Consider the following 23,270-nt stretch of genomic DNA (forward strand, 5'->3'; position numbering starts at 1 on the left):
CAATTGGAAACATAATGCGAGCTATTCGCATTTGCATTAGCAGCAGAGAAATACGAGATGCCCTTCCTCGCGCCCTCCTCCCGCCGCCGATCGACAGCCGGCCTGCCCCTGGCCCCGCGTGGCGACGCCGGCATGCCCGCGCCATCGGCCACCCACCTGGCGGCACGGCTGGCCATCGCCCTGGCCGCCGCCTCGGCCCTGCCGGTCACCCAGGCTCAGGCTCAGGCTCAGGAGCCAGCCCAGACGCCCTCGCCTGACGCCGCCGATGCGCAGGTGGTGGTCACCGCCACACGCAGCAGCAAGGCCCTGGCGCAGATTCCGGGCGCGGTGAGCGTCATCACCCGCCGCGACATCGAGGCCCAGGGCCTGGTCAGTGAAGACCCCGGTGCGCTGCTCTCGCTGCAGGTGCCGGGCTATGCACCGTCCACGCAGAAGCTGTCGAACTTTGGCGAGGGCTTGCGCGGCCGCACCGCACTGCTGCTGCTGGACGGCATTCCGCAGACCAACCCGCTGCGCTTCGGCGGGCGCGAGGGCTACTTTGCCGATGCGATGGTGGTCTCACGCATCGAGGTGGTCAGCGGTGCCTCGGCCATGCAGGGCATGGGCGCCACCGGCGGCATCCTCAACACCATCACCCGGCGTGCCGAGCAGGTGGGCACGCACCACACGGTGGCGCTGAAGTACGGCAGCCAGGGCCATGCCGACAGCCACAGCTGGAAGCTGGGCTACCTGCTCGAGCACCGCGGCGAGGGCGCCGACGCCGTCGATGTGCTGGCCTACCTGGGCGCCCGCAGCCAGGACGTGGGCGTGGACGGCCAGGGGCGGCGCCTGGCGGTGGAATCGCTGCACGAGGCGGCCGATGCCTTCGTGAAGATCGGCCGTGACTTCGGCGAGCAGCGCCTGCAGCTGATGGTCAACCGCTTCGAGAGCCGCGGCTTCGACAACTGGGTCAACGTGCCGGGCAGCCGGGCCACCGGCGTGCCCACCAGCTCGCAGGCCGCGCCGATGGCCTGGGATGTGCCGCGCAACCGCGTGCAGTCGGCCAGCCTGGACTGGACGCACGCCAGCCTGGGCGGCGGCGCCGCCAGCGTGCAGCTGTTCTGGCAGGACTTCGCGGCGCGCTACACCGGTGGCGTGATCTCCACCTTCCAGGACACCCGCCTGGCGCCCAGCGGCACGCTGGTCGACCAGAGCGAGGTGCTGGCCGAGAAGCAGGGCCTGCGCAGCAGCTGGGTGCGGCCCAACCTGCTGCTGCAGGGCCTGGAGCTGACCCTCGGCCTCGACCTGCTGCGCGACACCTCGTCGCAGCGCCTGACCCAGACCGGCCGCATGTGGGTGCCGCCGCTCAACTTCAGCAGCACGGCCCCGTTCACCCAGCTCGAGTACACCCAGGGCCCGCTGACCCTGCGCGGCGGCCTGCGCGACGAGCGCAGCCGCCTGCAGGTGGACGACTACAGCACGCTGGCCTTCTACGGCAGCCGCGCGGTGGCCGGCGGCACGCGCCGCGCGCACGAGCTGGTCAAGAGCCTGGGCGGGGTGTGGCGTTTCGGGCAGAGCGGCTGGTCGAGCTTTGTCTCCTACAACGAGGGCTTCGGCCCGCCCGACGCCGGCCTGATCCTGCGCGCGGTGCGCACCGCCGGGCAATCGGTGAACAAGCTGGTCGACCTGCAGCCGGTGGTCACCGAGAACCGCGAGCTGGGCCTGGCCTGGCGCGGCAATACGGCCCAGGTGACGGCCTCGGTGTACGAGTCGAGCTCCGATCTGGGCAGCCAGATCGTCGTCACCAACAGCATCGGCACGGTGCAGCGCGTGCCCATCGTCGTGAAGGGTTTCGAGCTGGCCGCCCAGTGGCAGCCGACGACGGCCTTGCGCCTGGATGCCACCTATGCCCGCACCCGTGGCCGCACGGCCGCCGGCGCCGACCTGCCGCTGACGCTGGATCTGGGCGCGCGCTCGCAGAGCCCTGACAAGCTGGTGCTGGGCGCCGGCTGGCAGTTCGCCCCCGGCTGGCACGCCCAGGCCAGCGCGGCGCGCTGGTTCCCGCGCGACGCCAACGTGGGCCGGTACTCGGGCACCACGCTGCTCGATGAGCACTTTGCCGGCTACACCGTGGCCGATCTGTCGCTGCGCTGGCAATCGCCCTGGGGCGACCTGGGCCTGGGCGTCGAGAACCTGTTCAACCGCCAGTTCATCACCTACTACAGCCAGTCGCACTACGCCGGTGCCGACGACGACTACTACGCCGGCCGCGGCCGCGCGCTCAACCTGAGCTGGCAGCGCCGCTTCTGACGGCCGCGGGCATGACCATGCGCAAGACACTGGCCTGGCTGCACCGCTGGAGCGCCCTGCTGGCGGGCCTGGTGCTGGCCCTGCTGGGCCTCAGCGGCAGCCTGATGGTGTGGCAGGCCGAGATCGATGCAGCCCTGAACCCGGCCTGGTTCGCCGCGCAGCCGGCACGCTGCTCAGCGTTGCCGGCAGCGCCGGCAGCGCCGGCCGCCCCGGTGGCCAGGGTGCTGGCGGTATTGAAGCAGGCCGCCCCCGCGGCGCGGCCGGCCATCGTGGTGGCACCGCAGCAGGCCGGCGCGGCGCACCAGGTGTGGGAGCGGCGCGATGCCGCCAGCGGCCTGCGCCGCGAGCACTTCATCGACGCGCAGTGCGGCCTGTACCTGGGCCAGCGGCTGCGCGGCGCGGTGCGGCTCGACCGCGCCCATGCCGTGCCGCTGCTCTACGAGCTGCACAGCCGCCTGCTCGCCGGCGACGAGGGCCATCTGGTGGTGGGCGCCACCGGCCTGGTGCTGGCCGGCCTGACCCTCAGCGGCCTGTGGCTGGCCTGGCCGCGCCAGCACAGCCGCGCCGCCTGGTGGCGGGCGCTGACGGTCAAGGCCGGCAGCGCGCCGGCGCGCTGGTGGTACGACCTGCACCGCGCCTCGGGCCTGTGGCTGGCGCCGCTGGCCCTGCTGCTGTCCTTGACCGGCGCCGCGCTGGTGTTCGACGACAGCACCCGCGCCATGGTCTCGGCCGTGCTGCCCAGCCAGTGGTTGCCGCGCATGGCCGCGGCCATGACGCCGGCCACCCCGGCCACACCGGCCACCCCGGCCACCCCGGCCGCCGGCCCGCTGCTGGCGCCCGATGCGCTGCTGGCGGTGGCCACGGCGCACTTTCCGCAAGCGGCCTGGTCGCGCCTGAGCCTGCCCACGCGCCAGCAGCCGGTGGCCGAGGTGCGCCTGCTGCAGCCGGGCGAGCCCCGGGCAGACACCGGCAGCACCCGGGTGCGCATCGATGGCCAGGGCCGCATCGCCGCGGTGCACGACCCGCTGCGCGGGCCGGCCGGCAACACCGTGGTCGACTGGCTGTTTCCGCTGCACAGCGGTGAAGCCCTGGGCCTGCTGGCGCGGCTGCTGTGGAGCCTGTTCGGCCTGCTGCCCGCCCTGCTGCTGGGCAGCGGCCTGTGGCTGTGGTGGCGACGCACCCGCGCCCACACCCGCACCCTCACCCGCACACACACCGGCGCTCGGCGCGCCGCGGTGCCGGCCGCCGCGCAAGCGCCGCGCCGCGATCAGGCGCCGGGCTGACCCACGCCGCTCAGCCGGCCAGGCGCGCGCGCATCGCGTCGATCACGGCGCGGTAGTCGGGCTGGCCGAAGATCGCGCTGCCGGCCACGAAGGTGTCGGCGCCGGCGTCGGCCACCTGGCGGATGTTGTCGACCTTGATGCCGCCGTCCACCTCGAGCCGGATGTCGCGGCCCGAGGCCTCGATCAGGCGGCGGATCTGCTCGATCTTCTTCAGCGCCGAGGGGATGAAGCTCTGGCCGCCGAAGCCGGGGTTCACGCTCATCACCAGCACCAGGTCGAGCTGCTCGAGCGTCCACTCCAGCACGTCGATCGGCAGCGCCGGGTTGAACACCAGGCCGGCCTGGCAGCCCGCGGCCTTGATCAGCTGCACCGTGCGGTCGACATGGGTGCTGGCGTCGGGGTGAAAGCTGATCAGGTTGGCGCCGGCCTTGGCAAAGGCCTGGGCCAGCGCATCCACCGGCTGCACCATCAGGTGCACGTCGATCGGCACCGGCGTGCCGTCGGGCCGCACCGCATGCCTGCGCAGCGCCTCGCACACCATCGGGCCGAAGGTGAGGTTGGGCACGTAGTGGTTGTCCATCACGTCGAAATGGATCCAGTCGGCGCCGTCGGCGATGACCTGGCGCACTTCCTCGCCCAGGCGGGCAAAGTCGGCCGAGAGGATGCTGGGGGCGATGCGGTAGGTGCGGCTCATGGGGTTGGCGTGCAAGGGAACTTGAGGGCGCCCGGGGAGATCCCTCAGCGCAACCGGCACGATTTTCGCAGCCTTCCTAGAATGCGCCCTATGGCCCGCCCTCAATTCACCAGCACCGTCGCGGTTCGTCCGCTGCCCGAGCAGACCGAGCCCTCCGAGGAGCGCTGGGGCTTTGCCTACACCATCACCATCGCCAACACCGGCGATGTGCCGGCGCAGCTGATCGCCCGGCACTGGGTGATCACCGACCACCGCGGCCAAACGCAAGAAGTACGCGGCCTGGGCGTGGTGGGCCACCAGCCGCTGCTGCAGCCCGGTGAGCAGTTCGAGTACACCAGCTGGGCGCAGATCGCCACGCCGCAGGGCTCGATGCGCGGCGCCTTCATCGGCATCACCGAAGACGCGCAGTGGTTCGAGTCGACGGTGCCCGAGTTCATGCTGGCCGACGCGGCCATGCTGCATTGACAGCTGCCGCCTGGGATCTCACCGCCCTGGTCAATGCCGCCGACCCCGGCGCGGCGCGGCCCGAGCGGCACCTGTGGCTGATCCGCCTGACCGAATGGCTGCGCCACGGCCGCGATGAGCGCGGCGCCGATGGCGACGCCACGCCGCGGCCGGTGCTGCGGCTCAAGCACCTGCTCAACATGCTCGAGCGCAACGCCGGGCCGCGCGAGCGCGTGCTGGCGCTGCTGGGCCGGCTGTGGCGCGAGAGCGATGTGGCCAGCCTGTTTGCCGACTTCGGCTTCACCGCGCGGCGCGACCTGGGCGGCGAGGTGGCCGAGCGCCTGCGCCTGCGCCTGCTGCCGGGCACGCCCGACACCGACGACCTGGCGGCGCTGTTTGCGCTGCTGTTTCCGCACCCCGACGACGCGCGCTGGCTGGCCGCCATCGACGCCGCCACGCTGGCCCGGCTGGCGGCGCTGTTCTCGGCCGCCCGCGCCGACGCCGCGGGCAACAGCCCGGCCGAGCGCCCGCCCGAGGCCACGGCCGCCGCCGCCGCGGCCGACTGGCGCGCCCCGCTGCTGCAGGCCATCACCTGGCTGGTGAGCAGCATCCGCGCCGCGGCCTTTGCACCGGCGCTGCGCCAGCGCGTGGCGCCGGCCCTGGTGGCCGACCGGCCGTTCGAGCAGCTGGTGCGCTGCGCCGAAGACCTCGACGAGGCCCTGGCCGCCGGCCGCGCCGATGCCGTGGCCCAGCAGGCCAACTACCTGCGCGCCCTGCTGCAGCGCTGCCGCAGCGCCGCCGACAGCGTGCACGAGCACCTCGAGGCGCATGGCATCTCGGTGAACATCCTGTTCGAGCTGGACCAGCTGCGCGAGCGCACGCTGCGCCTGGAGGCCCTGCTCGACGTGCTGCTGGCGCCCGCCCCGGCGCCCGCGCTGCAGCGCCTGCTGGTCGATCTGGTGACGCTGGCGCAGCAGCGGCGCAGCCTGCGCGCGCTGCTGGGCCGGCAGTACTCGCTGCTGGCGCGCAAGGTGGCCGAGCGCCACGCCGAGACCGGCGAGCACTACATCACCCGCACCGCGGCCGAGTACCGCGCCATGCTGCGCGCCGCGCTGGGCGGCGGCGCGGTCATCGCCGGCACCACCTTTGCCAAGTTCGCGCTGCTGGCGCTGGGCCTGGCGCCGTTCTGGGGCGGCGTGGCCGCCGGCCTCAACTACGCCGTCAGCTTCGTCATCGTGCACCTGCTGCACTGGACGGTGGCCACCAAGCAGCCGGCCATGACCGCGCCGACCATGGCCGACAAGCTGGCCGCGGTGAAGGGCGATGGCCAGGATGCGGCGGCCATCGAATCCTTCGTCGACGAGGTCACGCACCTGGTGCGCTCGCAGATCGCCGGCATTGCCGGCAACCTGGCCGCCGTGACCCCGCTGGTGCTGCTGGCCCAGTGGCTGGCCTGGCAGGCCTTTGGCGCACCGCTGGTGGGCGCCAAGGATGCGCAGTACGTGCTGCACTCGATCACCCTGCTGGGCCCCACCGCGCTGTATGCCGCCTTCACCGGCGTGCTGCTGTTCGGCAGCAGCCTGGCCGCCGGCTGGGTGGAGAACTGGTTCGTCTACCACCGCCTCGACAGCGCGCTGGCCTGGCACCCGGCCATGGTGGCGCGCCTGGGTGGCCCGCGCGCCGCACGCTGGGCCGGCTGGTGGCGCGCCAACATCTCGGGCATGGCGGCCAATGTGTCGCTGGGCCTGATGCTGGGCGTGGTGCCGGTGGTGCTGGCCTTTGTGGGCCTGCCCATCGAGGTGCGGCACGTCACGCTGTCCACCGGCCAGCTGGCCGCGGCGGCCAGCACGCTGGGCTGGGCCACGCTGCAGCAGCCGGCGTTCTGGTGGTGCGTGGCCGGCCTGGCGGCAACCGGCGTGCTGAACCTGGGCGTCAGCTTCGCGCTGGCGCTGGCGGTGGCGCTGCGCTCGCGCGGCATCGGCGGGCTTGACCGCCGGCGCATCGTCGGCGCCATCCTGCGCCGGCTGCGGCAGGCGCCGCGCAGCTTCGTGCTGCCGGCCCGCACCGCGGGCTGAGCGCCGCAGGGCCCGGCGTCACAGACCGGCGTCACAGACCGGCATCACGCCCGGCGTCACGCCCGGCATCACGCCCGGCATCACGCCCGGCGGCCCAGCGTGACCTGCCTCACGGCAGAAATCGCGCCTGCCGCGGCCGGCAGCGCGCGGGGGGCTGTTGCCGCGCGGCCGGGCTTCATAGAGTGCATCCATCGTTGTTGGACGTTGTTGGATCAAGCACACCATGAAGAACATTCCCGGCCTTCCCATCGCCCTGGCCGCCGCGGCCGGGGCCATTGCGGTGGCGCCATCGGCCGCCGCGCCGATCACGCTGTCGCAGAGCTTCACGCTCTCGTCGCTGCTGCAGCCCGGAGGCAGCGCAGCGCTGTCCTTCGACATCAACAGCTTCCTGGCCAGCCAGGGCCAGCAGGCCAGCCAGGTGGTGGGCGGCCAGGTCTCGGTGTTCGGCTTCTCGGAAGCCAGCTACGGCGCCGCCGGCACCTATGGCGACTACAACACCAGCACCAGCTACGGCGGCTCGCACCTGGCCTGGTACTCGTACTACGTCAGCTCCTACTGCAGCTGGTGGAGCTGGAGCTGCTCGGGCGGCTACACCGCCTATGCCTCGTACAACGTGAACGACTACGTGCGCTACGCCGACCGCGACCTCCTCTACACCGACAACGTGGCCGACCAGATGCGCGTCAGCGTGGGCCAGACCAGCGCCACCGACACCGCCAGCACCGTGGCCAGCAGCAGCACGCCCTTCGGCGGCTACCTGTACGACGGCTATGCCGGCTGCTACGACGCCTCGTGCTCGCGCACCTACATGTACCACCGCGAGCGCAATGTCTATTCGTCGATCTCGGGCGCGCTGGACGTGAGCCTGGCGCTCGATGCACTGGCCCTCAGCGACCTCAGCAGCGACGGCATCCTCGACCTGCGCGTGGACGCGCCGGTGGGCCAGTTTGCGCTGCAGTCGATGCGCCTGGACCTGCAGCTGGCGCCGCTGGTGGTCAGCACCACGCCCAGCGGCGGCACGGTGCCCGAGCCGGCCATGGTGGGCCTCACCGCGGTGGCCCTGGCCGCCGCCGTGGCCGCCGGACGGCGCCGCCGCGCCCGCCAGCATGTCTGAGCCGCAGACCCTGGCGCAGGCGCTGCGCACGCCGGCACCCGCACGCGACATCTTCGCCATCAACCCGGCGGCGCGGGTGCAGGTGGTCACGCTGTCCAGCGGCTGCCCGGTGATGCTGATCGACGACTTCTTTGCCGACCCGCTGGCCGTGCGCCAGCGTGCGCTGGGAGGCCGCTACGACAGCTCGCTGGCCTACTACCCCGGCCTGCATGCGCAGATCGACGACGACGAGCGCCGGCCGCTGCTGCAGGCGCTGTGCACGCTGCTGGCGGCCATGGGCAGCGTGCAGTGCCGGCCTGGCGACATCAGCACCGATTTCTCCATCGTCACCACCCCGGCCAGCGAGATGCTGGCGCGGCAGAAGCACCCGCATGTGGACGGCGTGCCGCTGGCCGGCGTGCTGTACCTGAACCCCGATTACGAGATCGGCACCAGCTTCTTCCGCCACCGGCCCACCGGCCAGGCCTTCGTGCGCGACGCGGCCGAGCGCGAGGCCTATGGCGCCTGGCTGCGCGACCACGGCGAGACCCAGCAGCCCGCCAGCTACGCCATCGACGACGCCGGCCCGTGGGAACACCTGCACGCCACCGAGGGCCGCTTCAACCGGCTGGTGATGTACCCGGGCACCGCTTTTCATTCGATCGCGATGCATGACGTCGCCCGTAACCTCTCGATGGCGTCGGCGCGGCTCACGCAGCGCTTTTTCGTCAACGTGAACCGGGCAGGCAGTACGCAGGCCCATTGATCCGGCAGTGCCCCCGCGGCATGCGCCGCAAAGGACCTGCCCGATGAATCCCTGCAAATCCGTGCTCGTGGTCGGCGGCGGCACCGCCGGCTGGCTGGCGGCCGCCTACCTGCAACGCACGCTGGGCGGCGACCCCGCGCGGCCGGTGCGCATCGACCTGGTGGAGTCGCCCGAGATCGGCACCATCGGCGTTGGCGAGGCCACCGTGCCCACGCTGCGCCAGATGATGTCGCTGCTGGGCATTCCCGAGCCCCTGCTGTTCGCCCGCGCCGAGGCCACGCTGAAGAACGGCGTGCGCTTCGTCGGCTGGCGCCAGGGCGGCGACGCCGCCAGCGACCGCTACGACCATCCCTTCGATCCGCCGCTCACGCTCGACGGTTACTCGACGATGGTGCACTGGCTCAACCTCAAGCAGCGCGGCCTGCTGCACGCGCCCTATGGCGACTGCGGCTCGGTGCAGACGGCGCTGATGGATGCCGGCCTGTCGCCCAAGCTGATGAACTCGCCCAACTACGAGGCGCCGCTGCCCTACGGCTACCACCTCGACGCCACGCTGCTGGCCGGTGTGCTGCGCGAGGTGGCGGTGTCGCGCGGCGTGCACCACCACGCGGCCCGCGTGCTGCGCGCCCACACCGGCGACGAGGGCATCACCGGCGTCGAGCTGGCCGACGGCCGCGTGCTCAAGGCCGACCTGTATGTCGACTGCACCGGCTTTGCCGGCCTGCTGATCGACCAGGCGCTGGGCGTGCCCTGGGTGCCCTACGACGAGCACCTGCTGTGCGACCGCGCCGTGGCCTGCCCGGTGGCCCACGGCGACGCCAACCCGGCGCTGCGCCCCTACACCACCGCCACCGCCCAGGCCGCCGGCTGGCGCTGGGAGATCGACTTGCAGTCGCGCAGCGGCACCGGCTACGTGTACGCGTCGCGGCACTGCAGCGACGACGAGGCCGTGGCCACGCTGCAGCGCAGCCATGGCGCGCGCCAGGCCCTGGCCGAGCCGCGCCTGCTGCGCATGAAGATCGGCCGCCGCGCGCGCAGCTGGGAGAAGAACTGCCTGGCGCTCGGCCTGGCCTCGGGCTTCATCGAGCCGCTCGAATCCACCGGCATCTACCTGATCGAGTTCGCGCTGCAGCAGTTTCTCGACTACCTGCCGGGCGACGGCCCGCACGCCGCCTCGCAGGCCCGCTACAACGCCCAGGTGGGCGATCTGTACGCCGAGCTGCGCGACTTCATCGTGATGCACTACGTGCTGTCGATGCGCCGTGACACGCCCTTCTGGCGCGAGGCCACCGCGCCCGAGCGCATCAGCCCGGCGCTGGCCGACCTGCTGGCGCTGTGGGACGAGAAGCTGCCGCATGCCACCGACATCAACCGCCGCATGTCGCTGTTTGGCGCCAACAACTGGTTCTTCATCCTGGCCGGCATGAACCGCCTGCCCCGCCACGGCATCGCCCAGGCCCGCCACCTGGCCCCGGCCACCAGCGACCGCGTGCTCAAGCATGTGGCGCGCATCCGTGCCGCGGCGCTGGCGCAATCGCCCAGCATGGCCGACTACGCGCGCAAGCAGCGCGCCGCCGCCGCCAGCGTGCCGCTGGCCGCCGGCCTGGCCACCTGACCCTGCCGCGCGCGGCGCCCCGGCCCGCCCTATCATCGCGGCCCCGCACCCCCTGCCGCCGATGACCGCCCCCACCGAACCCCAAGTCGCCACGCTGGCCAACGGCGTGCGCCTGGCCTGCATCCACGCGCCGCAGGCCGAGACCACCAGCGTCAGCGTGTTCGTGCGCGCCGGCAGCGGCCACGAGAGCAAGCTCACCAGCGGCCTGTCGCACGTGGTCGAGCACATGGTGTTCAAGGGCACGGCCACGCGCGACGCGCAGCACATCAACCTCGACGCCGAACGCCTGGGCGCCGAGGTCAATGCCCACACCGACAAGGACCACACCGCCTTCCACATGCGCGGCCTGGCACGCGATGTGAGCGGCTTCATCGCGATGCTGGGCGACATCGTGCTGCAGCCCAGCTTTCCCGAGGACGAGTTCGAGCGCGAGCGCCAGGTGCTGCTGCACGAGTTCACCGAGGACGAGGACGACCCCGTCTCCACCGCCTTCAAGCTGTTCGACCATGCCAGCTGGGGCACGCACCCGCTGGCCCAGCCGGTGATCGGCACGCGGCGCAACATCGAGCGCTTCACCCGCGCCGATCTGGTGAGCCATGTGCAGCGCCAGTACGGCGGCGCCAACATCGTGGTGGCCGTGGCCGGCCCGACCCCGCTGGACACGCTGGCGCGCGACGTGCAGGCCGCTTTCGGCGCCGCGCCGGCGCTGGCGCCCAACCTCATCGCGCCGGCCAGCTTTGGCGGCGGCATCGCCAGCAAGGCCATGCCGGGCAGCAGCCAGAGCCATCTGGTGATGGGCTTTGGCGTGCCCGGCCAGCAGGCCGACGACGCCACCGCGGCGGTGGCCGCGGCGCTGTTCGGCGAAGGCATGAGCTCGCCGCTGCTGGGCGAGCTGCGCGAAAAACGCGGCCTGGTGTACTACGCCGCCGCCTCGGCCGATGTGCTGGATGCCGGCGGCCAGTTCGTCATCGAGGCCAGCACCGCCCCCGAACAGCTGGACGAATGCCTCACCGAGCTGGCGCGCCTGCTGGCACTGCAGGCCCGGCGCATCGACCCGGTGGATCTGGAGCGCGCCCACAACCAGCTGCTGGTGCGCCGCCTGCGCGCACTCGAAGAACCCGCACGCCGGCTGGAGGCCGCGGCGCTGGACCTGTTCATCCACGGCCGCGTGCGCAGCCTGGCCGAGTGGCGCGCCGGCATCGCCGCAGTGGACGGCGAGCGCGTGCGCGCCCTGTTCGAGCGCATGCTGGCCAGCGGCCCGGCGCTGGCCGTCAGCGGCAAGGTGCCGCGCGGCCTGCGCGACCGGGTGCGCACGCTGCTGGCGGCGCAGGGCCTGCGCTGCGATTGACGGCCCGACCCTCGGCACCCGGCCGCAGACGCCTGCGGTGAACCCAAGGCGTCGGCAAATCTGACAGCGGCCGTTGCATCGGTCGCACGGACGCGGCCAAGTGCTTGATTTTGATCAGGCGCGAACTGCGGGCACGGATGCTGCTGAGAGCGGCGGGCTCCCGTCGTCGGCCGCGCTGCAGCAGCGCGCCAGGCGACGGGCCCAAGCCCACCCACCAAGGAATCCGCCCATGAAGAACGCCGTTGCCGCATTTGCCCTCAGCCTGGTGGCCGCTGTCGCCGGCAGCGCGCAGGCTGCTGTCATCACCTACAACCTGCCCTTCCTGGGCGCCGGCCCGGTGAGCGGCAATGGCTTCACCACGGTGTTTGGCGGCGGCGGGTACGTGAATGCGTTCTCGATGGACAACGCGCACTCCTACCTGCAGCAGAACATCAGCGGCCTGGCCGGCCAGACGGTGACGCACGCTTCGCTGCAGTTCAACATCGGCGGCGGCCTGGCCCCGCAGCAGGTGACCGTGACCGCGTTCACCGCCACCGGCACGCTGGGCAGCCACTTCGCTGCCCCCGATGTGCTGGCCAGCCAGGTGTTCACGGTGAACGGTGCCGACCCGATGACCGCCAACGATCTGGACGTGACCAGCCTGCTGCTGCCGCGCGTGGCGGCGGGCGACACCTATTTCGCGCTGCACTTCGCGCCAGTGGACACCAGCATCAGCAGCCTGTACCTGCAGCCCTCGGGCAGCGAGAACCTGCGCCTGGTGGTCACCACGCAGGATGTGCCCGAGCCCTCGGCGCTGGCCCTGGTGGGCCTGGCCCTGGCCGGCCTGGGCGCCGTGGGCGCGCGCCGCCGCGCTGTCACGGCCGCCACCTGATCCCGCGCCTGATCCCGCGGCGGATTCCCCGCCTGATCAGGGCTGGATCAGGGCCTGCACCCGCTGCCGCAGCACCGGCAGCGTCACCTCGCCTGGCGCCAGCGGCGCACCGGCGGCCAGGCCCACCTGGCTGAACAGCCCGCGGCGGAACGGGCGCACCATGGCCCGGCCGCCGTCAATGCGCGAGAAAAACGAGCCCCACAGGTGGCTCAGGGCCACCGGCACCACCGGCACCGGCCGGCGCTCCAGGATCTTCATCAGCCCGCCCTTGAACTCGCCCAGCGTGCCGTCGCGGGTGATCGCGCCTTCGGGAAAGATGCCCAGCAGATCGCCCTCGGCCAGCACCTGGTCGGCCGCGGCCAGCGCGGCCTCGTAGGCCGCCGGGTCTTCGCTGCGCGGGGCGATGGGAATGGCCTTGGCCAGGCGGAACAGCCAGCCCAGCACCGGCACCGCGAAGATGCGGTGGTCCATCAGAAAGCGGATCGGCCGCGGGCTGGCGGCCATCAGCAGCACGGCATCGACATAGCTCACGTGGTTGCAGGCGATCAGCGCCGCACCGCTGACCGGGATGTGTTCGTCACCCGTCACCCGAAAGCGGTAGATGCAGCGCGACAGCATGAAGGCCACGAAGCGCAGCAGGTACTCGGGCACCAGCAGAAAGATGTAGAGCCCCACCGCCAGGTTGGCCAGCGCCGTGAGGCCGAAGACCTGCGGCACCGTGAAGCCGGCCGACAGCAGCGCGCCGACGATCAGGCTGCTGGCGATCATGAAGACCGCGTTGAGGATGTTGTTGGCGGCAATGATGCGCGCGCGGTGGCTGGGCGGCGAGCGCAGCTGGATCAGCGCATACATCGGCACGCTGTACAGGCCGGCAAACAGCGACAGCGCGAACAGGTCGGCCAGCACGCGCCAGTGCGCTGGCTGCGCCAGAAACGCCGACAGCGTCAGCAGCTCGGCCGGCGGCAGCGCGCGCGAGGCCAGGTACAGGTCGCCCGCGAACACGCTCATGCCGATGGCGCCCAGCGGCACCAGGCCGATCTCGACATGGCGGTGGCTGAAGGTCTCGCACAGCAGGCTGCCCACGCCGATGCCGAGCGAGAACACCACCAGCAGCAGCGAGGCCACATGCTCGTTGCCATGCAGCACGTCCTTGGCGAAGGACGGAAACTGCGACAGGAACACCGCGCCGAAGAACCACATCCAGCTGATGCCCAGCAGCGAGCGGTAGACCACCACGTTGCCACGCGCCAGCTGCAGGTTGCGCCAGGTTTCGGTGACCGGGTTCCAGTTGATCGCCAGCCCCGGCTCGGTGCTGGGCGTGGCAGGCACGTACTGCGCGGTGATGCGGCCCAGCACCGCCAGGGCCAGGCAGGTCAGGGCCACGGCCTCGGCGGCCGGCAGCCAGGCGTCGTCGGGCAGGGCGATCAGCACGCCGCCCACCACATTGCCCAGCAGGATGGCGACGAAGGTGCCCATCTCGATCATGCCGTTGCCGCCGGTGAGCTCGCGTTCGCTCAGGTGCTGCGGCAGGTAGGCGTATTTCACCGGGCCGAACAGCGTGCTGTGCAGGCCCAGCAGAAAGATGCAGGCCAGCAGCACCGGCACCAGCTTGAGGAACAGGCCCGCCGTGCCGATCAGCATGATCGCCAGCTCAAGGCTCTTGACCATGCGCGTCAGCCGCGCCTTGTCGAACTTGTCGGCGATCTGGCCCGAGGTGGCCGAGAACAGCAGAAAGGGCAGGATGAACACCGCACCGATCACCAGGCCGGCCATCGCCGGCGGCAGCCAGCCCACGCTGATGCGGTAGGTGACCAGCATCGTGAACGCGAACTTGAAGACGTTGTCGTTGGCCGCGCCGAGAAACTGCGTCCAGAAGAAAGGCGCAAAGCGCCTCTGGCGCAGCAGCGCAAACTGGTTGGGTTGCGGGTCTTGATGCATGGGCGGCAATCGTCGTCCTGTGGGATCGGCGCTGTTTATCGCACGACTGTGACGGCGCCCGCGAGCCCCTCGTCGCGCAGCCAGCGGAACATGGCATCGGCCGTCACCGTGGCAATGCGCCCGGCCAGGCGCTCGCCGGTGGGGTGGTCGTCAAAGGCCACATGGGCCATCGACATCCGCGCGCCCAGCCGCGTGAAGGTGTCGAGCTGGATCACCTGCGGCACAAAGCCGCGCTGCTGCAGCCAGGCCTGGGCGGCGTCGCGGTTGCCGGCACCGCCCCCGGCGGCCAGCATCTCCAGCGCCCACTGGTTGCTCTGCTGGTAACGCTGGCCCCAGGCGTAGGCCACCATGCTGTAGCGCGGCTGGTGCAGGCGCGTGGCCTGGGCCGCATCGCGCAGCCGCGGCAGCAGGGCGGCCTGCAGCTCGGGCGCCAGCGGCGCAAAGGCGGCCTCGTAGCGGTGCGGCGTGTCGAGGAAAAACTCGCCCAGGCCCTGGCGGTACAGCGCCGCCTCGGCCGTGCCGCAGTGGTTGAGCTTGTGCAGCACGCGCCAGCGGCCATCCTCGGGCTGGCGATAGGCCAGGCCCACATGCGACCAGCGCAGGCCGTGGCGCGACAAGTCCTGCCCGGCGCGCGCCAGCAGCAGCACCTGCGCGCCGCTGGCCTCGAGCCGGCCGCGCACCTGTTCGGCCAGGGCCAGGCCGCGCGCCACCGGCTCGACGCCGGGTGCCGCCGGCTCGCAGTCCTGGCCGGCGTGGGCCGGGGTGGCCACCAGCCCGGTGGTCAGCGCGGTGGCCAACGCGGCGGTCAGCGCGGCGGCCCGCACGCCGGCCAGGGTGCGTGGCGGCTGCGGGCGGTGCACCGGGTCGCGAACCGGGTCACAGGACAAGCCGCGCACCAGGCCGCGCACCAGGCCGCGCACCAGGCCGCGCACGATGCCGTGCTGCCAGCGGCCGCTCATCGCGTCACCCGCTCGTTGTGCAGCAGGGCCTGGCCGATCTCGTTGGGGATGAAGCAGATCACCCGCCCGGCCTGCGACAGCACCCAGCCGCTGGACAACGCGGCCACGGTCACCACCGCGCCGCTGGCCAGCACCGCGCCGCCGGCCATCTGCAGCGACAGGCGCGCGCCGTCGGACACCCGCTCGAGCACCCACACCGTGCCCTCGGCCGAGGCCTGCACTGCCACCACGGTGAGCAGCGCACCACCCGCCAGCACCGCCGATGGCGCCGCCACCACCACCGCCACCGGCAGCAGCGACAGCGCACTGCTGGCCTGCGAGGCGCCCTGCGCCCGTGCGCCGCCGGCCGTGGCCAGCAGCGCCGCCAGCGCGGTGGCCAGCAGCGGGCGCGTCCAGATCGTTGTCTTCGTCATCCTTGGCTCCTTGGTGGGGGTGGGTGGGTCATTCGCTGCGCAGCGCGGCTTGCGCACGGTCGGCCTGGTCGGCCTCGAAGCCGTCGCGCAGGGTCTTGGCCAGCGTGAACACGCTGGAGATCAGGTACAGCCAGGCCACGCCCAGGTAGGCCTTCCACACCGGATTGATGCCCATGCGCGCCAGGCCCCAGCCGGTCAGGCCCATGGCCAGCGCAAAGCTGCCCCACACCACCCAGCGCCACATCGGCGTGTCGCTAGGCTGCTGCGCGTTGTCGCGGATGAACTTGGCCAGCACGAAGGCGCTGGTCAGGCAGAAGGCATAGCCCATCACCATGAAGGCGCGGTCGAGGTCGTCACCGGGCAGCCAGACCAGGCCGCTGGCGCACAGCAGCGCCGCCAGGGCAAACGACACCCACACCTGCACGCGCCAGGCGCGGGTGTCGCGCTGCAGCGTGGCGGTGGCCGCCGGGCGGGTGGTGGGCAGGGCAGCAGCGCTGGCGGCAGGGGCGGGGCTCATGTCGGGGCTCGTGAAGGGCGCGTTGAACATGACCGCATGGTGCCCGGACAGCCTGGCAAGGTAGCGCGAATACTGCTGGAGTGTTGCTGAGCGACGCTGGTGGTATCGTCATTCGATACTTTTCAGGGGCGAACATGTCCACCACCCAGGCGCTGGTCGAGCAGCTCAAGGGCCAGCTCAAGGCCGCCGGCATCACCTACGCACGCCTGGCGGGCGAGCTGGGCCTGGCCGAATCGAGCATCAAGCGCATGTTCAGCCGCGGCGAGATGACGCTGGCGCGGGTGGACGAGGTCTGCCGCGTGCTGAAGATCGACTTCGCCGAGCTGGCGCGCGGCGTGGCCGACGCCCAGCCGCTGCTGCGCGAGCTGACGCAGGAGCAGGAGCGCGCCGTGGTCGCCGACCGCCAGCTGCTGCTGGTGGCCATCTGCTGCATGAGCCAGTGGACGGTGGAGCAGATGCTGGCCAGCTACCGCCTGAAAGAGCCGGCCGTGGTGCGTGCCCTCAGCCAGCTTGACCGCCTGGGCATCATCGAGCTGCGGCCGATGAACCGCTACCGGCTCAAGGTGGCCAAGACCTTTCGCTGGCGGCCGCACGGGCCGGTGATGAACTTCTTTCGCGAGCATGCGCTGACCGACTACTTCAGCGGCGGCTTCGACGGCGAGGGCGAGCTGCTGATGCTGGTGCACGGCGAGATCGGCCGCAGCCTGGCCGCGCTGTTCAACGAGCGGCTGCAGCGCCTGGCGCAAGACTTTGCCCAGCAGCACCTGGCCGACCAGCGCCTGCCCGACGACCAGAAGCGGCCCTACACGCTGGTGATCGGCATGCGCTCCTGGCTGTTCGCGGCGTTTCGCGACTTTGAGAAACGGGGGTAGGCCACCCGGCGCGTCACTCCTGGCCGTCGTCGCGGCGCTCGCCGTTCTTGCGGCCGGAGAACATGGTCCACCACACGATGAACAGCAGCAGCGCCAGCGCGCCCAGGGCTTCCAGCAGAATCATGAGCATGTCCAGATTATCCAGGCCGGCCCTGTTGCTGCTGGCGGCCGCCGCTGCGCTGCTGGCCGGCTGCGCCAGCCAGCGCCCCGCTGCCCTACCGGCCCCGGTGGTGGCCGCCCCACCCGGCGGCCCCACCACCACCGCCCCGGCCGCCCCCAGCGCCACCGAGCCCGCGCCCTGGCTGCGCCCGCGTGCACGCTGGGTGCCGGTGGACTGGCCTGCACTGCCCGGCTGGCAGGCCGACCGGGCCGCCGAGCTGTGGCCCGCCCTGCGCGCCGGCTGCCAGCGCCCGCCCCCGGCCTGGGCCGGCGTGTGCGCCCGGGTCAATGCCTTCCAGCCGCCCGACGACGGCTTTGCGCGCGAGTTTCTGCAGCGCGAGCTGCAGCCCTGGCGCGTGGAGTCGCATGCCGGCGAGGCCCAAGGCCTGGCCACCGGCTACTTCGAGCCGCTGGTGGCCGCCAGCCGCAAGCCCAGCGCGCAGTTCAAGGTGCCGCTGTACCGCGCGCCGGCCGACCTGGCCAGCCGCCGCCCCTACTGGACCCGCCAGCAGCTCGACACCGTGCCCGCCGCACGCGCCGCGCTGGCCGGGCAGGAGATCGCCTGGGTGGCCAGTGCGCTGGACGTGCTGGTGCTGCAGATCCAGGGCTCGGGCCGGCTGCGCTTTGCCGAGGGCGACAACAGCCCCGGCGCGCGCGCCACCCAGGTGCGCCTGGCCTTTGCCGGCCACAACGACCAGCCCTACAGGTCGGTGGGCCGCTGGCTGATCGACCAGGGCGAGCTCAAGCCCGAGGGCGCCAACTGGCCGGCCATCCGCGCCTGGGGCGAGCGCGCCAGCCCGGCGCGCCTGAACGAGATGCTGTGGAGCAACCCGCGCGTGGTGTTCTTCCGCGAAGAGCCGCTGCCCGAGGCCAGCCCGGCCGGCCCCGTGCCCGGCCCGCGCGGCGCGCAGGGTGTGCCGCTCACCGCCGGCCGCTCGGTGGCGGTGGACCCGCAGGCCGTGCCCTACGGCACGCCGCTGTGGCTGGACACCACCGAGCCGCTGGCCACCACGCCGCTGCAGCGCCTGGTGATGGCCCAGGACACCGGCGGCGCCATCGTTGGCGCAGTGCGCATCGACCTGTTCTGGGGCGCCGGCGAGCAGGCCGAGCAGCAGGCCGGCCGCATGAAGCAGCCGCTGCGCGTGTGGGCGCTTTGGCCGCGGGGGCTGATGCCACCGGGTTGAGGCCCGCGCCTTGCTAAGCTGGCTGCATGCAGCTGCTCATCGCCCGCCTGAACCACGAGACCAACACCTTCTCGCCGGTGCCCACGCCGCTGGCCGCGTTCGATCCGCAATGGGACGACGACGCGCGGCGCAGCCAGCAGGGCATGCGCACCGCGATGGCGGCGTTTCTGGACGCCGCAGCGCGGCGCGGCGACACGGTGCTCACCCCGCTGGCCGCCACCGCCAACCCCAGCGGCCGGGTCGACGCGGCGGCCTATGAGCGCATGGCGCAGCACATCGAGGCCTGCGCGCCGGGCTGCGATGCGATCCTGCTCGATCTGCACGGCGCCATGGTCACCACCCACCTCGACGATGGCGAGGGCGAGCTGCTGGCCCGCCTGCGCGCCGCCGCGCCGGGCGTGCCCATCGGCGTGGCGCTCGACCTGCACGGCAACATCACGCCGCGCATGATGGCCAACGCCGATGTGATGGTGGGCTTCAAGACCTACCCGCATGTGGACATGTACGAAACCGGCGAACACGCCGCGCGCCTGCTGCTGGCCATGGCCGATGGCCAGGTGCGTTATGCCCTGCGCTGGCACCGCTTGGCGCTGATGAGCCACACGCTGCGCAGCGCCACGCTGGGCGGCGACAGCGCCGCGATGACCGCCGCCGTGGCCAGTGCCCGCGAGGCCGAGGGCCAGGGCGTGCCGGCGGTCACGGTGTTTGCCGGCTTCGCGCTGGCCGATATCCCGGCTCCCTGCGTCAGCGTGGTGGTGACCGACACCGACGACACGGCGGGCCATGCCCGCGCCCAGCGCACGGCCGACGGCCTGGCGCAGCAGGTGTGGGCGCAGCGCGAGGGCTTTGTCTACCGCAGCGAGCCGCTGGCGCAGTCGCTGGCGCGCGCCACTGCGCTGGCCGAGGCCCAGCCGGAGTCTGGCCCCCACGTCGCTGCGCTCCTGCCCCCCGAGGGGGCGCTCAGTCCCTTGGGACGGCCCGGCGGGACTGATTCCGGCCCCCACGTCGCTGCGCTCCTGCCCCCCGAGGGGGCGCTCAGTCCCTTGGGGCGGCCCGGCGGGACTGAGGCCACGCGCCGACCTGTGCTGCTGCTCGACCACGGCGACAACGTGATGAGCGGCGGCACCTGCGACACGATGGATGTGCTGCTGGCCGCGCTGGCCGCGGGCATGAGCGGCATCGCCATGGGCCCGCTGTGCGACCCCGAGGCCGTGGCCACGCTGTGGGCCGCGGGCGAAGGCGCCCGCCTCACGCTGGCGCTGGGCAACAAGCGCGCGATGCCGGCCCTGCGCCCCGGCCCCGGCCGGGAGAAGACGCCGCCGCTGCTCAGCGGCACGGTGCGCCGGCTGTCGGACGGCGTGTACACCGTCACCGGGCCGATCTACACCGGCCAGCGCTGCGAGATGGGGCGCACGGTGCTGTTCGACATCGGCGCGGCGCAGATCGTGGTCACCGAGCGCACGCAGGAGCCCTATGACCTGGGCGTGTTCGGCTGCGTGGGGCTGGACGTGGCGCAGCGGCCCGGCCCGCGCTTTGTGCTGCTGAAGTCACGCATGTACTGCCGGCCGGTGTTCGGCCCGCTGTGCGCGGCGCTGGTGGAATGCGACAGCGCCGGCGTGACCAGCTCCGACTACAGCCTGTACCCGTTCACGCAGGTGCAGCGGCCGGTGTACCCGCTCGACGCGGGCTGAGCGGCGCGGCCTGCGCCGCTCAGCCGGGCGCCAGCTCGATGCAGTTGCGGCCGGCGTTCTTGGCGCGGTAGAGGGCCTGGTCGGCGCGCTCGATGGCGCGCTCGCACACCTCTTCGGCGCTGCACACCGACACCCCGCCCGAGAAGCTCACCGTGAGGCCCGGCACGATGGCGCTGAAGTCGGCGCTGGCGATGCGCTCGCGCAGCCGCCGCAGCACGCCCTCGGCCGCGGCCAGCGGCGTGCCCGGCAGCAGCAGCAGAAACTCCTCGCCGCCCCAGCGGGCCAGCGCATCGCCGCCGCGCAGCTCGGCGCGCGCCAGTTCGGCAAAGTGCTGCAGCACCGCATCGCCCACCAGGTGGCCGTGGCGGTCGTTGATGCGCTTGAAGTGGTCGATGTCCAGGAGCGCCAGCGCCATCGGGCCGCCGGCACGGCGCTGGCGCGGCTGCTCCTGGGCCAGCAGCTCGCTCATGGCGCGGCGGTTCAGCAGACCGGTGAGCATGTCGCGCGTGGCCAGCTCGCGGTTCAGCGCCAACGCCCCGGTGAGTTCGGCCTTCTGCGCCGACAGGCGTGCGCGCATGCGCCCCAGCCGCACCACCAGCACCAGCGTGGCGCCCAGCACGATGGCGGCCAGCAGGCCGTGCAGCAGCTCCAGGCGCGGCGGGTAGCGCGGCGTGGGGCCCAGGGTGCACCAGAGCATGGCCGCGGCCAGGCCGCCAAAGCCGGCCACCGAGAGCAGCCGCGCCTGCGCCGGGCGCAGGCTGAAGATGCCGAACAGGATGACCAGCAGCATCACCGCCACGAAGGCGCCGCGCAGCGGCCCGGTGACCGCATACGACCAGCTCACCGACGAGATCGCAAACAGCGATTGCGGCATGGTCAGCGACGGATCGCTGCCCAGGCGCAGGTTGGCACCGGTGCGCACCAGGGCATAGAACACGGCCGAGCCGCTCAGCGTGTAGGCGCTCAGCCAGGCCAGATCCACCGCCTGCATCAGGCCCATCGCCACCGCCAGGCCCTGCACCGCGGCGCACACCACGAACACGCCGATGGCCAGCAGGGTCTGCGATGCACGCACCCGTTGATGCGGCGAGTCGCCAAGCAGAAGGCGTGACAGGGACACGGGGGCCTTGGATTCGTGGAACGGCACTGTTCCGGCTTTTCGGCCGGCCCCGCGCGGCACTTGAGCCGGCCGGGCGGCCGGGGCGGCGCGGTCGCGCGGTTTTCACGCCGGCGGGGGTGAACCGGCCGGGCGCCCCGCCGGACCGGCCCGGGCCACCCACCAGTCCGCCAGCCAGGCCTCCACCTGCTGCGGCCAGGCCTGGCCCTGCGCGGCGGCGGTGTCGAGGCGGCGGATGTCCGCCCGGCCGGCGGCGCCGCCCGGCACGTCAGCCAAGCGGGCGTCCGGAGCCCCCGCAGCGCCTGCGGCCGCCACGGCTGTGTCAGGCCGCGCGGCCGCCTCGGCCGCCTCGGCCGCGTCGGGCCACTCGGCCAGGCCCTGCTGCCAGTGCAGCAGCTCGGGGCCGGCATCCGAGGCATCGTCGCCGCGTGCGGCGCGCTGGGCCAGGCGCTCGCGCAGCAGCGCCTCGGGGGCTTCGCACAGCACCAAGGTAAAGGGCAGGCCCAGGCGCGCGGCCAAGGCGCGCACCGCGTCGCGCTCGCTGCGGCGCAGGCTGGCGGCGTCCAGCACCACCGGCACGCCGGCGCGCAGCGCGCCCTCGGCCAGCGCATGCAGGCGGGCATGGGTGCGGCGGTTGGCCTCGGGGGTGTACAGGCCCAGCGCGGCGCCGCCACGGGCATCGGCAGCCAGGCCGAACAGGCGCTTGCGCTCCACATCGGAGCGCAGGCGCACGCCGCCCAGGCCCTCGGCCAAGGCGGCGGCCACGCGGCTCTTGCCGCTGCCCGACAGGCCCATCATCAGCACCAGGCGCGGCGCGGCCGCCTGCTGCGGGCCCAGGCGCAGCGCCAGCGCCAGCAGGGCGTCGGCGCGCGCCAGTGCAGGTTGCCCGGCAGGCCCGCCAGGCCCGCCAGGCTCGTCACCTGCCAGCAGCGCCACCTTGGCGCGCACCGCGGCGCGGTAGGCCGCCCACCAGCCCAGCAGCGGCAGCGCGGCGTGGTCGTCGGCCGCCTCGAGCGCCGCGCTGACGAAGCGCCAGGCCAGCCGCGGCAGGCCATGGGCGTGCAGGTCCATGAAGCAGAAGGCCAGATCGCCCAGCGTGTCGATGTGGCGCAGCGCGGGGTTGAACTCGAGCGCATCAAACAGCAGTGGCGCGCCACCGGCCCACACGATGTTGCCCAGGTGCAGGTCGCCATGGCATTCGCGCACCCGGCCACCGGCGCGGCGCTGCTCGATCAGCGCGGCCAGCGCCGCACCGCGGGCCTCGGTCCAGTCGGCCAGCTGGGCCAGCCGGGCCAACCGTGCGGCGGCCCCGGCGCCCTGCCGCGGCAGCAGCGCGGCCAGCTCGCGCAGGTTGTCGCGCGGCCAGTGGCGGGTGCGCTCGGCGCTGCCGAACCCGGCCGGCGCCGGCGCCAGCAGGGCATGAAAACGCGCCACCTCGGCGGCCAGCGCGTCCACCTGCGCCGGCTGCAGCTGCCCGGCCCGGGCCAGGTGGTCAAAGCCCTGGCGGGCGTCGAAGCGGCGCATCAGAACGGCCCAGTCGAGCACGGCACCGTCAGGCACGGCCCCGTGCAGCACGGCGCCGTCAGGCACGGTGGCGGCGCCCAGCCGCAGGCCGTCGGGCGTGTGGCACACCGGCAGCACGTCGAGGTAGAGCTGCGGCGCGGCGCGGCGGTTCAGCCGCAGCTCGTGCCGGCAGGCGGCCTCGCGCAGCGCGGTGGTGGAGAAGTCGACAAAGGGCCGGCACAGCGGCTTCTTGAGCTTGAGCACCCGCTCGGGGTAGAGCAGCAGGGTCGACAAATGGGTTTCGATGCGCTGCGGCAAGCAGCCGTCTGGCGCCTGCGACAGGTGCCGCGCCACCGCACCCGGCCGGCACAGCTGGGCCACGCGCTCGGCATGCGCGCGCAGCGCGGCCGCCTCGTCGAACGCCGGGGTCTCGCCCATC

Annotated in this window: 19 protein-coding genes; 12 read left to right on the forward strand and 7 right to left on the reverse strand. The window is 72.8% G+C overall.

The genetic code is table 11. From position 1 onward, the window contains the following. Positions 1 to 132: 132 nt before the first annotated feature. Complete coding sequence (locus N4G63_RS21270; RefSeq protein WP_314600176.1) at positions 133 to 2,289, forward strand: TonB-dependent receptor; 2,157 nt, start codon at positions 133 to 135, stop codon at positions 2,287 to 2,289. 17 nt (positions 2,290 to 2,306) lie between these two features. Beyond that, the gene (locus N4G63_RS21275; RefSeq protein ID WP_260787633.1) at positions 2,307 to 3,572 is read left to right on the forward strand and encodes a PepSY-associated TM helix domain-containing protein; all 1,266 of its coding nucleotides are present in this window, start codon (positions 2,307 to 2,309) and stop codon (positions 3,570 to 3,572) included. Between the two features lie 10 nt (positions 3,573 to 3,582). On the opposite strand, the gene rpe is transcribed toward N4G63_RS21275, so the two are convergent. Then, a complete protein-coding gene (rpe, locus tag N4G63_RS21280) occupies positions 3,583 to 4,266 on the reverse strand; it encodes a ribulose-phosphate 3-epimerase (protein ID WP_260786893.1) in 684 nt (227 codons plus the stop codon). A 90-nt stretch (positions 4,267 to 4,356) separates the two neighbouring features. Here rpe and apaG point away from each other — a divergent pair, with 90 nt between their 5' ends. The 7 genes from apaG to N4G63_RS21315 all read left to right on the forward strand — a co-directional run bounded on the left by apaG (position 4,357) and on the right by N4G63_RS21315 (position 12,478). Then, positions 4,357 to 4,731: a Co2+/Mg2+ efflux facilitator ApaG/CorD gene (gene apaG, locus N4G63_RS21285; protein ID WP_260786892.1), complete on the forward strand. Its 375-nt coding sequence runs from the start codon at positions 4,357 to 4,359 to the stop codon at positions 4,729 to 4,731. After that, the gene (gene tlpB, locus N4G63_RS21290) at positions 4,728 to 6,785 is read left to right on the forward strand and encodes a transporter-like protein TlpB (RefSeq protein WP_260786891.1); all 2,058 of its coding nucleotides are present in this window, start codon (positions 4,728 to 4,730) and stop codon (positions 6,783 to 6,785) included. The genes apaG and tlpB overlap by 4 nt, the downstream gene beginning before the upstream one ends. A gap of 223 nt (positions 6,786 to 7,008) precedes the next feature. Next, on the forward strand, positions 7,009 to 7,899 hold the full coding sequence (locus N4G63_RS21295) for a hypothetical protein (RefSeq protein WP_260786890.1): 891 nt from the start codon (positions 7,009 to 7,011) through the stop codon (positions 7,897 to 7,899). Beyond that, on the forward strand, positions 7,892 to 8,644 hold the full coding sequence (locus N4G63_RS21300) for a DUF6445 family protein (RefSeq protein ID WP_260786889.1): 753 nt from the start codon (positions 7,892 to 7,894) through the stop codon (positions 8,642 to 8,644). The genes N4G63_RS21295 and N4G63_RS21300 overlap by 8 nt, the downstream gene beginning before the upstream one ends. A gap of 43 nt (positions 8,645 to 8,687) precedes the next feature. Next, positions 8,688 to 10,259 (forward strand): tryptophan halogenase family protein, encoded by a 1,572-nt coding sequence (locus N4G63_RS21305; protein WP_260786888.1) that lies wholly within the window; start codon positions 8,688 to 8,690, stop codon positions 10,257 to 10,259. 61 nt (positions 10,260 to 10,320) lie between these two features. Next, the gene (locus N4G63_RS21310; RefSeq protein ID WP_260786887.1) at positions 10,321 to 11,607 is read left to right on the forward strand and encodes a M16 family metallopeptidase; all 1,287 of its coding nucleotides are present in this window, start codon (positions 10,321 to 10,323) and stop codon (positions 11,605 to 11,607) included. Positions 11,608 to 11,836: 229 nt separating this feature from the next. Then, positions 11,837 to 12,478 (forward strand): PEP-CTERM sorting domain-containing protein, encoded by a 642-nt coding sequence (locus tag N4G63_RS21315; protein ID WP_260786886.1) that lies wholly within the window; start codon positions 11,837 to 11,839, stop codon positions 12,476 to 12,478. A gap of 36 nt (positions 12,479 to 12,514) precedes the next feature. On the opposite strand, the gene N4G63_RS21320 is transcribed toward N4G63_RS21315, so the two are convergent. The 4 genes from N4G63_RS21320 to N4G63_RS21335 are packed head-to-tail and all read right to left on the reverse strand — an operon-like array spanning position 12,515 to position 16,305. After that, a complete protein-coding gene (locus N4G63_RS21320) occupies positions 12,515 to 14,416 on the reverse strand; it encodes an MFS transporter (protein ID WP_314600177.1) in 1,902 nt (633 codons plus the stop codon). A gap of 35 nt (positions 14,417 to 14,451) precedes the next feature. Further along, positions 14,452 to 15,375 carry a DUF2145 domain-containing protein gene (locus N4G63_RS21325; RefSeq protein WP_314600178.1) on the reverse strand — a complete coding sequence of 308 codons (924 nt, stop codon included), beginning with the start codon at positions 15,373 to 15,375 and terminating at the stop codon, positions 14,452 to 14,454. Then, a complete protein-coding gene (locus N4G63_RS21330) occupies positions 15,372 to 15,788 on the reverse strand; it encodes a hypothetical protein (protein WP_260786885.1) in 417 nt (138 codons plus the stop codon). The genes N4G63_RS21325 and N4G63_RS21330 overlap by 4 nt, the downstream gene beginning before the upstream one ends. Before the next feature lie 28 nt (positions 15,789 to 15,816). Beyond that, a complete protein-coding gene (locus N4G63_RS21335) occupies positions 15,817 to 16,305 on the reverse strand; it encodes a YiaA/YiaB family inner membrane protein (RefSeq protein ID WP_260786884.1) in 489 nt (162 codons plus the stop codon). 134 nt (positions 16,306 to 16,439) lie between these two features. On the opposite strand from N4G63_RS21335, the gene N4G63_RS21340 reads away from it, so the two are divergent. The 3 genes from N4G63_RS21340 (at position 16,440) to N4G63_RS21350 (ending at position 20,211) form a co-directional block, all read left to right on the forward strand. Next, complete coding sequence (locus N4G63_RS21340; RefSeq protein ID WP_260786883.1) at positions 16,440 to 17,177, forward strand: helix-turn-helix domain-containing protein; 738 nt, start codon at positions 16,440 to 16,442, stop codon at positions 17,175 to 17,177. Positions 17,178 to 17,305: 128 nt separating this feature from the next. Continuing rightward, positions 17,306 to 18,520 carry a murein transglycosylase A gene (mltA, locus tag N4G63_RS21345; RefSeq protein ID WP_510182768.1) on the forward strand — a complete coding sequence of 405 codons (1,215 nt, stop codon included), beginning with the start codon at positions 17,306 to 17,308 and terminating at the stop codon, positions 18,518 to 18,520. 26 nt (positions 18,521 to 18,546) lie between these two features. Next, positions 18,547 to 20,211, forward strand: coding sequence for a M81 family metallopeptidase (locus tag N4G63_RS21350; RefSeq protein ID WP_260786881.1), 1,665 nt, complete (start codon positions 18,547 to 18,549; stop codon positions 20,209 to 20,211). 19 nt (positions 20,212 to 20,230) lie between these two features. On the opposite strand, the gene N4G63_RS21355 is transcribed toward N4G63_RS21350, so the two are convergent. Beyond that, positions 20,231 to 21,286 carry a GGDEF domain-containing protein gene (locus N4G63_RS21355; protein ID WP_314600179.1) on the reverse strand — a complete coding sequence of 352 codons (1,056 nt, stop codon included), beginning with the start codon at positions 21,284 to 21,286 and terminating at the stop codon, positions 20,231 to 20,233. A gap of 147 nt (positions 21,287 to 21,433) precedes the next feature. Beyond that, positions 21,434 to 23,269 (reverse strand): bifunctional aminoglycoside phosphotransferase/ATP-binding protein, encoded by a 1,836-nt coding sequence (locus tag N4G63_RS21360; protein ID WP_314600180.1) that lies wholly within the window; start codon positions 23,267 to 23,269, stop codon positions 21,434 to 21,436. Between the last annotated feature and the right edge of the window lies 1 nt (position 23,270).

It is taken from the genome of Aquabacterium sp. OR-4 (assembly GCF_025290835.2).
In the GTDB taxonomy this organism is placed as follows: domain Bacteria; phylum Pseudomonadota; class Gammaproteobacteria; order Burkholderiales; family Burkholderiaceae_C; genus Pseudaquabacterium.